This is a genomic window from Dactylosporangium sp. NPDC051541 (assembly GCF_044454505.1).
In the GTDB taxonomy this organism is placed as follows: Bacteria; Actinomycetota; Actinomycetes; order Mycobacteriales; family Micromonosporaceae; genus Dactylosporangium.
Genome location: NZ_JBITDU010000007.1, coordinates 206,589 through 218,379, shown reverse-complemented (window position 1 = coordinate 218,379; position 11,791 = coordinate 206,589). Strand labels below are relative to the sequence as shown.

Annotated in this window: 13 protein-coding genes; 3 read left to right on the top strand and 10 right to left on the bottom strand. The window is 72.0% G+C overall.

Annotation, left to right across the window (positions count from 1 at the left end):
• Positions 1-51: 51 nt before the first annotated feature.
• Positions 52-561 carry a MarR family winged helix-turn-helix transcriptional regulator gene (locus ACIA8L_RS30180; protein WP_395909958.1) on the bottom strand — a complete coding sequence of 170 codons (510 nt, stop codon included), beginning with the start codon at positions 559-561 and terminating at the stop codon, positions 52-54.
• Positions 562-631: 70 nt separating this feature from the next.
• Here ACIA8L_RS30180 and ACIA8L_RS30175 point away from each other — a divergent pair, with 70 nt between their 5' ends.
• Positions 632-1,378 carry a hypothetical protein gene (locus ACIA8L_RS30175; RefSeq protein WP_395909957.1) on the top strand — a complete coding sequence of 249 codons (747 nt, stop codon included), beginning with the start codon at positions 632-634 and terminating at the stop codon, positions 1,376-1,378.
• Positions 1,375-2,052, top strand: coding sequence for a hypothetical protein (locus ACIA8L_RS30170; protein ID WP_395909956.1), 678 nt, complete (start codon positions 1,375-1,377; stop codon positions 2,050-2,052). Before ACIA8L_RS30175 ends, ACIA8L_RS30170 begins: the two co-directional genes overlap by 4 nt.
• Before the next feature lie 2 nt (positions 2,053-2,054).
• Here ACIA8L_RS30170 and ACIA8L_RS30165 read toward each other — a convergent pair whose 3' ends face one another.
• Genes ACIA8L_RS30165 through ACIA8L_RS30140 form a run of 6 tightly spaced genes read right to left on the bottom strand, consistent with a single transcriptional unit; the run spans position 2,055 to position 8,079 of the window.
• The gene (locus ACIA8L_RS30165; RefSeq protein ID WP_395909955.1) at positions 2,055-2,960 is read right to left on the bottom strand and encodes a hypothetical protein; all 906 of its coding nucleotides are present in this window, start codon (positions 2,958-2,960) and stop codon (positions 2,055-2,057) included.
• Between the two features lie 19 nt (positions 2,961-2,979).
• Positions 2,980-3,813 carry an IPT/TIG domain-containing protein gene (locus ACIA8L_RS30160; protein ID WP_395909953.1) on the bottom strand — a complete coding sequence of 278 codons (834 nt, stop codon included), beginning with the start codon at positions 3,811-3,813 and terminating at the stop codon, positions 2,980-2,982.
• A 27-nt stretch (positions 3,814-3,840) separates the two neighbouring features.
• A complete protein-coding gene (locus ACIA8L_RS30155) occupies positions 3,841-4,803 on the bottom strand; it encodes an acetylxylan esterase (protein ID WP_395909951.1) in 963 nt (320 codons plus the stop codon).
• Positions 4,804-4,816: 13 nt separating this feature from the next.
• The gene (locus tag ACIA8L_RS30150; protein WP_395909949.1) at positions 4,817-5,734 is read right to left on the bottom strand and encodes a carbohydrate ABC transporter permease; all 918 of its coding nucleotides are present in this window, start codon (positions 5,732-5,734) and stop codon (positions 4,817-4,819) included.
• Positions 5,735-5,737: 3 nt separating this feature from the next.
• Entirely contained in the window at positions 5,738-6,712 is a 975-nt protein-coding gene (locus ACIA8L_RS30145; RefSeq protein ID WP_395909947.1) for a carbohydrate ABC transporter permease, read from the bottom strand.
• Positions 6,713-6,717: 5 nt separating this feature from the next.
• Positions 6,718-8,079 (bottom strand): ABC transporter substrate-binding protein, encoded by a 1,362-nt coding sequence (locus ACIA8L_RS30140; RefSeq protein ID WP_395909945.1) that lies wholly within the window; start codon positions 8,077-8,079, stop codon positions 6,718-6,720.
• Between the two features lie 167 nt (positions 8,080-8,246).
• Here ACIA8L_RS30140 and ACIA8L_RS30135 point away from each other — a divergent pair, with 167 nt between their 5' ends.
• Entirely contained in the window at positions 8,247-9,263 is a 1,017-nt protein-coding gene (locus ACIA8L_RS30135) for a LacI family DNA-binding transcriptional regulator (RefSeq protein ID WP_395909943.1), read from the top strand.
• On the opposite strand, the gene ACIA8L_RS30130 is transcribed toward ACIA8L_RS30135, so the two are convergent.
• Genes ACIA8L_RS30130 through ACIA8L_RS30120 form a run of 3 tightly spaced genes read right to left on the bottom strand, consistent with a single transcriptional unit; the run spans position 9,264 to position 11,709 of the window.
• Positions 9,264-10,022 (bottom strand): ABC transporter permease, encoded by a 759-nt coding sequence (locus ACIA8L_RS30130; protein WP_395909941.1) that lies wholly within the window; start codon positions 10,020-10,022, stop codon positions 9,264-9,266.
• Entirely contained in the window at positions 10,019-10,975 is a 957-nt protein-coding gene (locus ACIA8L_RS30125) for an ATP-binding cassette domain-containing protein (protein ID WP_395909940.1), read from the bottom strand. Before ACIA8L_RS30125 ends, ACIA8L_RS30130 begins: the two co-directional genes overlap by 4 nt.
• A 5-nt stretch (positions 10,976-10,980) precedes the next feature.
• Positions 10,981-11,709 carry a DapH/DapD/GlmU-related protein gene (locus tag ACIA8L_RS30120; protein WP_395909939.1) on the bottom strand — a complete coding sequence of 243 codons (729 nt, stop codon included), beginning with the start codon at positions 11,707-11,709 and terminating at the stop codon, positions 10,981-10,983.
• Positions 11,710-11,791: the final 82 nt, after the last annotated feature.

Here is an 11,791-nt window from a genome sequence, read left to right as displayed (position 1 = left end):
AGCCCGGCTCGGCCTGGGACACGAGTAGGTCCTGGCCTTCGTCGGGGTCGCTCAGCCGGCCCGGTTGCGCCCGGCGCGCGGCTTCGCCGACCGCGGCGGGTTGGCCCGCATGTGGTCGCGGACCCGGCCGAGCACGTCCCCCATCACGGCGAGGTCGTCGCCGGTCATCGGTTCGAACAGCAGCTGGTGTACTCGCTCGACGTGGCCCGGCAGCACGTGCGCGATGAGGGCCCGCCCGGCGTCGGTGACGGTCACGATGACGCTGCGCTCGTCGTCCGGCGACGGCGAGCGGGTGATCAGGCCGCGCTTGTCGAGCAGCCCGGCCTGGTAGGTGAGCCCGCTGCGGCTGTAGACGACGCCGTCGGCGAGGTCGGTCATGCGCAGCCGGCCGTCGGGCGCGTTCAGCGCGAGCCGGGCCAGGATCTGGAACTGCACCCAGCTGAGGTCCCCGTCGGCGCGGAGGTGCTCCTCCACCGCGTACTGCAGCAGGCTGCTGACCTCCATCAGCGCGAGGTAGGTGCCGAGCTGCTCGGAGTTGAGACCGGGCCGGGGATCGCTCACCCCCCGATCCTACTTGCTTTGAATTTGAAGTGTACCCCCAGGTCGCCGTCCAGCGCCGAAGATGTCAGCCGTGACCGACGATGATCCATTGATCGCGAAAATCGTGGCGGCCTGGAGCGGATGCACGCTGCCCGTGGGCCCGCGGTCCCGCCCCGGGACGGCGTTCTTCTACAACGAGCTCGTGGAGTCCACCCCCGACGGCGACACGGTCCGCGAATGGCTGGTCACCGCCGACCGGCTGAGCCGCCCCGAACTGGGCGAGATCCGGCTGCGCCCCGAGATCATCGAGCCGGCCGGCGCGGCGTCGGCCTACCTGGCCGTCCGGGACTTCGCCGGCATGTGGCAGCGGCACAAGGGGGTGGCGGTGACCCGGACGTTCTTCCTCCACGACCACGCGGAGCGGAAGGGCTGGGCCTGGTCGGCCGAGCAGGTCACCGACGGCCTCGCGGCGAAGGCCGAGCACGTCAAGGCCGTCGACGGGGAGCCGCGCGGTGCGCTGGCGCTGGGTCACATCGCGCGGGAGCCGGGCGAGCCGGGCGAGCCGCGACCCCTGGCCGCGGCCAACGCGACCCTGGCCCGCGACCCCGACCGCGTGATCCGCTGGCAGGGCTGGCTCCCCGCCGGCTTCGCGGGCGCCCCCGTCTTCGTCCTCGAGGCCCGCGGCCCGGAGGTCGTGCTGCGCTGCCTCGGTGCGCTCGCGACCGCCGGCAACAGCCCGGCCGTGCTCACCTTCGACGTGATCCGCGCCCTGATCGCCGCCACCGTGCGGCCGAAGCCGCCCAAGCGCGGCTGGCTCCGGTTCGGCGGGAAGTCATGACGCTCGAGGAACGGATCGAGACGTTCCGCCTCTTCGCCGCCGAGCAGGCCATCCCGGTCGTCATCGGCGAGCCGATGCCGCTGCCGCGCAACCCGGCCCTGCCGTCCGGCCTCTACGAGGTGTTCGACCTGGTCGGCCACGTGGACACCGGCGACCTACGATTCCAACCACCGTCCGAGGTGTACACCCTGGAGGCGTGGCGAGACCGCGAAGTGGACGAGGAGTGCCCGCTGGGCGGCCCTCCGGCGATCGGCGAAGGGTACGTGGTCATCGGCGACACGGAGGCCGACAACATCGCCATCGGCGACCTCCGCCTCGACGTCACCGACGGCAGCGTCTACTACATCGACGGCGACAGCTACCGCTTCTACCAGATCGACGGCTGGGAGATCGACGACATCGAGGTCGACGAGTTCGCCCCCGACGTGCCGTCGTTCTTCGAGCACTACGTCTTCGGCCCCGGCTACCCCCGCCTCGCCGCGATCGTGTGCAACTCCCGCCCGTACTCGACCCACAAACACCGCTACACCTCCCCCTGGATGCGCCTCCTGGTCGCCGCCGGCCTGCTCGACCCCCCGAGCCGCGACCGCCGCCCCCGCCCACCGGAGTTGCACACCGGCGACCCGGGCGGCACCCTCCGGGTCGCCCGGAAGCCCCGTCAAAACACCGAATAGGCTCAGGGTGTACTGGTCGGTGCCGCGGTGGGCGCAGGACAGTCCCCGGGAAACTCGACCCTGATCGAGTCGTTCTGCATGACCACGAGGACCCGGCCGCGGCCGGCCCGCCACGCCTCGTTGATGAGGACGTAGCGGTCGGCCGTGCTCTCCATCAGGCGCAGCCCGGTGTAGCAGTACCGCAGTGCTCCGTCGTCCCGCTCGTCGAGCTTGCTCGCCCGCACCCCCTCCACGGCCAGGTGCAGGTCGTCGCGGCTGTAGACGGTGACCGCCGGGAACTGGCCGGGGCGGGCCTTGTAGTCGGCGGCGTACTGCTCGCCGAAGTACATCGCCACCCGCTCCGTGTTCCAGAACAGCAGCAGGAGCAGCAGGAGGGTGACCAGCCACCGCCGGGCGGGGGTCCAGGGCTCCTCGCGGGTGGCTCGGATCTTCAGCGCCCGCCCGGCCATCGCGAGCAGCACGGCCAGGGTGAACTCGGCGGGCACGGCGAACCGGTTCTCCCACGGCGGCAGCGACAGCAGCACCCCGCCGATGCCGCACAGCACCGCCAGCACGGCCGCCATCCGGCTCCAGACCGGCCGCGGCCGGGCGATGGCCTTCCAGCGCCGCAGCAGCGCGGTGAACGCGACGTGGGCGAGCAGGATCAGCAGGAGCAGCAGCGCGAGCACGGGAAACAGGACGTTGACGCTCTTGAGTAGGTAGTCGGCGACGGACAGGTTGAGCGCGCCCGCCGCGAAGCCGAGCCGGTCGGCCTGCACCTGGGTGCGCACCCAGCCGAAGTAGTAGAGCAGGCCGGTGACGAAGGCCAGCTCGGAGCCGGCGGTCAGCAGGACCCGGCGAAGCTCCCCGCCCTGAGCCGGCGCGGGCGCGGCCCGGCCGGCCACCCGCCGGACGCGTACCCGTCGCATGCGTTCCTCCTCCGGCGGATCAGTCGTCGTACCGGAACGTCGTCAGGTTGTGCGGGTCCAGCGAGGGCGCGTCGGCGATCGCGATGACGACGTCCGGGCTCGCCTCCGGCCCGGCCGCGGGCACGGTCATGGTCGCCGCGCCGGCGGCGGCGCGCCGGACCGTGACGGTGACGTTGATGTCGCGCCAGAGCAGGTCGAGTTCCGGCGGGAGGTTCCGCCCGGACACCGTGACGGTGTATCCGCCGGAGCGCGGTCCATGGTCGGGCTGGAGCCCGGTGATCTCGGGGCAGCCGGCGGCGAGCGGTTCGCCGCTGTCGACGGACGTCGGCCGTTGCCCGCGGTGCGCCACGACGAGTTCCTTGAAGATCGTGTAAACCTGCCCGTGCCAGCAGTTGAACGCCCCGGCCGCGCAATCACGCTGCATGAAGAGCGTGTAGATGTTGCTCAGGCCGCCCTGACCGCCTCCGGTGGGCGTGAACTTGCGGATCCAGCGGATGATCGCCGGTCCGGCGTCCGGGGCGCTCTTGGTGGTGGTGATGACCGGGGCCGGCTTCGTCGCCCGGGGCGGTCCGGTCGTCACGCCGGCCGTTGGCGGCGGCGCGACGGCCGACGGCGCGGCGGAGATCGGCGCGGCCCCGCTGGGCACGATCGAGGCCGGCCGGACGGACAACTCCGGTCCCGCCGGGCTGGCTGGATCGCCGCTGGTCAGCACCACGTAGCCGGCGCCGGACGCGAGCAGGGCCGCCACGGCCGCACCCGCTACGACGGCCAGCAGCTTGCGTTGTTCGGAGCGCATCTTCATCGACCTCACGGTCATCAGCACGGCGCCGAAGGTGCATATCGTCACCGTCATGCTGCGCTCAGTCGCGCGGCGGCGCCGTCAGATAGCCGACCCCGCGAGGAGGGTGGCGAAGTGGCGGGTCTGCCAGTGGGCGTGGGGGGCGCCGCCGCCCTCGTGGTCGTTGAAGGGGAAGACGATCATGTGTTTGGGGCCGGCGTAGTGGTTGTAGGCGGCGAAGACGGTTGACGGTGGGCAGGTCTGGTCCCGCAGCGCGGCGGAGAAGACCGCCGGGGCGGTTGCTCGGGCGGCGAAGTGGAGGCCGTCGAAGTAGCGCAGGGTGTTGAGCACGGCTTCGGCTCGGTGGCGCAGGCGGGCGCACAGGTCGGCCACGTCGGCGTACGGGGGGCGCAGGGCCAGGCGGACGGCTCTCGGCCAGTGGCACAGGAACGGGACGTCGCACAGCAGGGCGGTCACGGCCGGGTCCAGCGCGGCCACCGCCAGGCCGATACCGCCGCCCTGGCTGACGCCGCCCACGACGATGCCGGCCGGGTCGATCCGGTCCAGGGTGCGGGCGGCCTCCACGCAGCGCACGGCGTCGGTGAAGAGGCGGCGGTAGTAGTACGTCGCCGGGTCCTGGCTGCCCCTGGTGACGTGGGCCGGCTCGCCGCCGTCCGCGGGGACCGGGTCGGGCGTGTCGGCGCCCTGGCCCCTCGCGTCCATGACCAGGTGGGCGTAGCCGGCGCTGGCCCACAGGAGGTGTTCGGTGACGTGGCCGCGGCCGCCGCCGTAGCCGACGTACTGCACGTAGCACGGGAGGCGGCCGGTGCGGTTGCGGGGGACGATCAGCCAGGCGTGCACGGGGTGGCCGCCGTAGCCGGCGAAGGTCACGTCAAATGTGTCCACTGTGGCCAGTCCACTGTCGACCGGCACGCAGCGGACGTTCACATCGTGCCGGCGGGCGTCGGCGAGGGTCTGCTTCCAGAACAGGTCGAAGTCGGGCGGCTCGTCCCGCGGCGGGCGGTAGGTGCGCAGCGCCTCGATCGGCAGGTCGAACTCGGGCATGTGACGCTCCCAGTCACTTGACGGCGCCGGCCAGCAGGCCGCGGACGAAGTGGCGCTGCAGGGTCAGGAAGATGAGCAGCGGGCAGGCCATCGACACGAACGCGGCCGCGGTGAGCAGCTGCCAGCCCTGGCCGGTGTTGGCGTTGACGAGGTTGCTCACCGCGACCGTCAGCGGGGCCACGTCGGGGCGGCCGCCGAGGAAGATGAGCGCGACCAGCAGATCGTTCCAGACCCACAGGAACTGGAAGATGGCGAACGAGGCCAGGGCGGGGCGGCTCAGCGGCAGCGCGATGCGCACGAACAGCTGCACCGGTGACGCGCCGTCCATCTCGGCCGCCTCGAACAGCTCGGCGGGCAGGCCGGCCATGAACCCGCGCAGCAGGTAGATGGCGAACGGCAGCGCGAAGCCGCAGTGCACGAGCCACACCCCGGTGAACGTCCCGGCCAGGTGGGTGACGTTGTACAGGCGCAGGACCGGGGCGAGGGCCAGCTGCATGGGCACGACGAGCAGTGCCAGTACCACCGAGAAGGTGAAATGGCGGCCGGTGAAGCGCATCCGGGCGAAGACGAACGCGGCGACGGCACCGAACGTGGTCATCAGCGACACCGCGGGCACGGTGATGAGCAGGCTGTTGACGAACGCCCGGCCGAGGTGGTTCCGGGTGAGGACGGTGACGTAGTTGTCGAGGGTGAAGTCGCCGGGGGTCAGGAACGCGGCCCACCAGCCGGTGGTGGAGATCGCGTACGGCGGACGGAACGAGCTCACGAGCAGGCCCAGCAGCGGCACCAGCCAGATCGCGCAGATGACGGCCAGGGTCAGGTGCAGCGGGATGCGGGCCGGCCATCGGCGGGCGGGCCGGGTCCGGCGGGGCGGTGACGCCGCGCGGGGCGGGGTCTCGGCCTCGTGGGTCGGTTCGGCGAGGGCGGTCACGGTTCAGCCCTCCTCTCGGCGCAGGGCGCGGATGTTGAGCAGCAGGACCGGCAGGACGAGCACGGCCAGGAGCACGGCGACCGCGCTGGCCCGGCCGTAGTCGGAGTTGACGAACAGCTGCCGGTAGAGGACGTTCGCGATGACGTCGGTGCCGTAGTTGCCGTTCGTCATGACGTAGACGGCGTCGAACGCCTTCAGCGCGCCGATCGCCAGCAGGGTCGCGACGACGACGAGGGTCGGGCGCAGGTGCGGCAGGACGACGTAGCGGAACACCGGCCACGCGCCGGCCCCGTCGAGCCGGGCCGCCTCGAGCTGCTCGACCGGCACCTGTTTGAGCGCCGCGGAGATGACGACGGTGGCGAAGCCGGTGGTCATCCACACGCCGACGGCGATCAGGGCGGCGTTGTTCGTGTGCGTGTCGACCAGCCAGGGCACCGGGTCGGCGCCGGTGACGCCGGTCAGGACCGCGTTGAGGGTGCCGGTCTGCGGGAAGCCGGGGGCCTGGTAGTCGTACATGAACTTCCAGATCACGGCGCCGGCCACGAACGAGACCGCGGTCGGCAGGACGACGACGGACTTCGCGGCGATCTCGTACCGCACCCGGTCGGCGAGCACCGCGATGAGCAGGCCGACGGCCAGGCAGCCGCCGGTGAGCAGGAGCAGCCAGAGCACGTTGTTGCGCAGCGCGTCGCGCAGCTCGTCACCGGCGAGCATCGCGCGGTAGTTCGCCAGGCCGACCCAGCGGCTCGACGTGGCGTCCTCGAGGCTGAGCGCGATCGTGTTGATCAGGGGGTACACGAGGAAGATCGCGATCAGCGCCAGCGGGGGCAGCAGCCAGGCCCAGGGCCTCGCCCTGCTACCGGCCGCCACCGGCAGCAGGGCGAGGAGCCGCTCGACCGCGGCGAGATACCCGAGCACGACCAGCGGGGCGCCCACGGTGACCGCCGCGGCCAGAGCGACTGCAGTGGAGGTCGACATGTCGGTTACGCCGGCTTGTAGGCGGCACGTTGCTGTTCGTCAAGGTTGACCAGAATCTGGTCCAGTGACGACGGTGTCTTGACGTAGTCGAGGACGGCCTTGAAGAACGCCGACTGCATGGCCGGTGGCATCGCCGACTGGGCCGCGTAGCGCACGTCGCTGGCCTTCGCGTAGGCCTGCGCCGCCTTCTTCGACAGCGCCGAGGGGATCTGCTCGGCGCTGACGCCGCGGTTGGCCGGCAGCCACTGCCCGGTCGACCCGACCAGCGTCGCGAACTGCGGTGTCGCCAGGTACCGCATGAACGCCCGCGTCTGCGGCGAGTCCTTGAACGCGCCGAGCATCTCGCCCGACGTTTCGAGCAGCCCGCCGTTGGCCGCGTCCAGCGCCGGGAACGTGAAGAAGTCGATGTCGTCGACGGCTTTCACGTCCGGCACCGTCTGCGCGAGGGTGTTACCGAGCCACTCCGCCTGCGGGGTGAGCTTGCAGCGCGGCGGCTTGGCGTAGAGGCCCTGCGGGCTGGTGCTGAAGCTCGTCGTCAGCACGGCCGTCGGGCCGCCGGCGACCTGCTTCGGGTCGGTGCTGATCTGACCGAACGCGGTGAACGCGGCCTTGACCTGCGGGCTGGTCCACCGCAGCTTGCCCTGCCACCAGTCGTCGTAGGGGCCGGTGCCGGACTGGCGCAGCACGAACTGCTCGATCATGGCCGCGCCGAGCCAGCCGCTGGCCGCACCGGACTCGACGCCGAGGCACCAGGGCGTGGCGCCGGAGGACGCCTGGGCGGACGTCCAGCGCTGCAGGTCGGCCCAGTCGGCGGGGGGCTTCGGGCCGTCGTAGGTCTTCGGGTCGTACCAGATGAGGTTCTGCACGGAGGCGTTGTAGAAGAGTCCGTAGAGCTTCCCGCCGGTGCTGGCCAGGTCGATCAGGCCGGCCGGGAAGTCCTTGCGCAGCGCGGCCTGGTCGAGCCAGTCGCCGATCGGCACGAGCCGGCCCTCGGTGGCGAGCTGGCGCAGCTGGCCGGCGCTGGGGTCGGAGACCAGGTCCGGGGCCCGGCCGGCGGCGATGCGGGTCTGCAGCACGGCCGGCAGGTCGGCCGTCGTCTCATACTTGATCGTCGTGCCGGTCGCGTCCTCGAACGGCTTGAACGTCGACAGGTACTGGTTGAGCTGCTCGCCGCTGAGCAGGCCGAGCAGGTTGAGGGTGCCGCCGAGCTGCTTGCCGTCGGCGGCCTTGGCGGCGGCGTCCTTGGCCGCCTGCACGGCGCCGGGCGCGGCCGAGGCCGGGGCCTGGGTGGACGGGGCCTGGCTGGTGCAGGCGGCGGCGAGGGCGAGCACGGTGCTCAGCCCGGCACCGAAGATCAGGCGTCGCATGACACCTCCTAAAGGGAGATCTCCTTCGAAGCGCTACGGTCGAAGTGCTTCGATAGTGACGACGCGGTTACTCAATGAACAATCCCTCATCCGGGTTCATTCACTGTCGATCTCTGCCGAACCGCTACGATCGAAGCCGGATGTCTGCGGGGAAGGGATGCTGTCGCATGCCGGATGCCGAGCGGGCGACGATCTACGACGTCGCCGCGGCCGTCGGGGTGAGCATCTCCACGGTGTCGCTCGCCATGAACAACCCGGCGCGGGTGCGGCCGGAGACGCTGCGGCAGGTCCTGGAGGCGGCCGAGCGGCTCGGGTTTCAGCCCCGGGCCGAGGCGGTCAGCCGGGCCCGGCGGTCACACGATCGGGTCGGGGTCCTCGCACCCTTCACGTCATACCCGTCGTTCGCGCGGCGGCTCAACGGCGTGCTGCGGGCCTACGCCAAGCTCAGCACCGAGGTCGTCGTGCACGACCACGCCTCGGTCGCCGGGAGCGAGTCGCCGCTGCTGGCCAGCCTGCCGCTCAGCGAACGCCTCGACGGGTTGATCATCATGGGGGTGCCGCTGACCGCGGAGATCGCCGAGCGGTTGCACCGGCAGCGGTTCAACGTGGTGCTGATCGACGTGGCCGACGAGGCCGCCGAGGAGTTCAGCACCGTGCGCGTCGACGACGCCGGCGGGGGCGCGATGGTGGCCCGGTTCCTGCTCGGGCGGGGGCATCGGCGGTTCGCGTTCATCGGCGAGGAGCAGGCGTCGCGGCAGTACCGGTCGCCGTCGGAGCAGCGGTTCGAAGGCTTCGCGGGTGCACTGCGGGCGGCCGGCATTCCCGCGGCCGGCATCGTGAAGCGGGTCGTGCCGCACCGGATGGACGAGGCCCGGCAGGTCGCTCTCGAGCTGCTGGCCGGGCCGGACGCGCCGACCGCGTACTTCACCCACGACGACGTCCTCGCCGGCGGGGTGCTCAGCGCCGCCCACCGCTCGGGGCGGGCGGTGCCGGAGGAGGTCGCGGTGATCGGCTTCGACGACCTCGACCTGGCCGAGCAGCTCGGGCTGACCACGGTGCGGCTGCCGTTCGAGGAGTCGGGCCAGGTCGCGGCCGAGATCCTGGCCGAGCGCCGCCAGGACCCCGCCCGCAGCGCCCGCCAGGTGACCCTGCGCCTGACCTTGACGCAACGCGAAACCGCCTGATCACGTGGCTTTGTAGTAGCGGCGGACGGCCAAGGGAACCGACAGGAGCAGGGCGCCGGTCGTCCACAGGAGGGCCGGGATCAGCCAGCGGGCCGCCGGGTCGCCCGCCAGGAGGGCGCGGGCGGCGCCTACTACCTGCGAGAACGGCTGGTTGGCGGCGAATCCGCGCAGCCAGCCGGGCATCGTGTCGAGCGGCACCAGGGCGTTGGAGGCGAACATCAGCGGGAAGACCCACACGAAGCTGGCCGCCAGCGCCGCTTCCGCGCCCCGCACGAGCAGACCGATCAAAGCGAAGAGCCAGCTCATCGTGTACCCGAACGCGCACACCAACGCGAACGCGGACGCGGCGGCCACGGCGCTGCCGTGCACCCGGAAGCCGATGAGCGTGGCGGTGGCGGTCATGAGCAGGCACACGAACGCGTTGCGGCACAGGTCGGCCAGGGTTCGGCCGGCCAGTGCGGCGACCGGGGACATGGGCAGCGAACGGAACCGTTCGACCGTGCGGGTGCCCAGGTCGGCGGCGATGCCGACCGCGGTCTGGGTGCTGTCCCAGGCCACGGTCTGCACCAGCACGCCCGGCAGCAGGTAGTCGACGTAGCGGGTCCCGGGGGTGGCGACGGCCCCGCCGAAGACCTGCGTGAAGAGCAGGACCAGCATGACCGGCTGTACCGTCGACAGGAGCATCAGCTGCGGCTGGCGCATCCAGTGCCGCAGGCTGCGCCCGGCCAGGACCCCGGTGTCGGACAGCGCCCCGATCATGCGGCCACGCCCGGCGCGGTCCGGTCGCCGGCCCGGGTGAGCGACAGGAACACGTCGTCCAGCGACGGGCGCCGCACCTCGACCCCGACAACCGTGACGTCGACGTCGTCCAGGCGGCGGACCACCTCGGTCAGCATCCGGGCACCGTCCTCTGTAGACAAGCACACCTCGCCCGCCGCCGGGTCGGCCGCGACGAGACCGATGCGCCGCAGGGCGGCGGCCGCGACGGGCACGTCGGCGCCGTGCTGGAGCCGGACCGAGAGCTGCTCGGCCCCGGCCCGCCGCTTGAGCTCGGCGGCGGTGCCCTCGGCGACGACGCGGCCGTGGTCGACGACGGCGACGACGTGTGCGAGCCGGTCCGCCTCCTCGAGGTACTGCGTCGTCAGCAGCACCGTCGTGCCGTCCCGGACGAGGTCCTCGACGAGCGTCCACAGTTCGAGGCGGCTGCGCGGGTCGAGGCCGGTCGTCGGCTCGTCCAGGAACAGCACCGGGGCCCGGTTGATCAGCCCGGCGGCGAGGTCGATCCGCCGGCAGGTGCCGCCGGAATACGTGTGCGCCAGCCGGTCGGCGACGGCGGCGAGGCCGAGACGGTGCAGCAGTTCGTCGGCGCGGGCGGCCGCCTCGGCCCGGCCGAGCCGGTGCAGCCGGCCGATGAGGACCAGGTTCTCGCGGCCGGTGAGCCGGCCGTCGACGGCGGAGTGCTGGCCGGTGACGCCGATGATCCCGCGGATGCGACGGGGCTCCCGGGCGACGTCGTAGCCGCCGACCTCGGCCCGGCCCGCGTCCGGCCGGCTCAGGGTCGTGAGGATCCGCACGGTCGTGGTCTTCCCGGCGCCGTTGGGCCCGAGCAGCGCGAGCACCGTACCGGCCTCGGCGTGCAGCTCCAGGCCGTCCAGGGCGGGCTTCCCGCAGTACACCTTCCGCAGCCCTTCGGCTTTGATGGCGATGGCCATGCTCATCACCGGGCCAGCGCGGCGACGGCCGACGCTTCGGCAGCGCGGATGCCCTCCGCAACAGCGCGCATGCGATCCAGGCCGGAAGGGGTGAGCGGGGCGCGGAACAGGGCCAGGTTGTGCTTGATGACCAGCGGCGGCCAGTCCCACCAGCGCAGTTCGAGCAGCTGCTCGACCATCGGCTCCGGGAAGCGCATCCGGACCCGGCGGGCGGGCACGCCGACGACGACCTCGTAGGGGGCGATGTCGCGGGTGACGACGGCGCCCGCGCCGACGACCGCGCCTGGCCCGATCGTCACGCCGGCCCGGACGGTCGCGGACGCGCCGATCCACGCGTCGGCGCCGACCGCGGTCCGGCCGACCTGCGGCCAGGGCCCGTCACAGAACCCGAACTCGTGGTTGACCGGGAAGACGTGGCTGGTCGGCAACTGCGGCCAGTGCGGGCTGGCGCCGATGGTGACCTTCTCGGCGATGCCGCAGAACGGGCCGACGTCGGTGTTGAAGAGGGAGGCGAAGCGCCCGACGATCGAGTACTGCCCGATGGTGCTGCACCAGATCAGGCCGTACTCCATGACGAGCGCGTGGTGCTCGACCGTGGACTCCTTGAGTTTGACGTTGTTCAGGCTGACGGTGGCGCCCCGGAGGCGGGCCCGCAGGAGGGCGAGCACGTTCTCCGGCGAATAGGTGCGGGGCCAGGCGTTGACGGTCCTGGGCATGGTCGGTTCGACGAACATTGCGGTCCTTCCGGCGGTACCCCCGCTGCAATTTGCATTTTGCAAATTGCAGTGATTGACATCGCTGAAGGTAGGCGCCGCC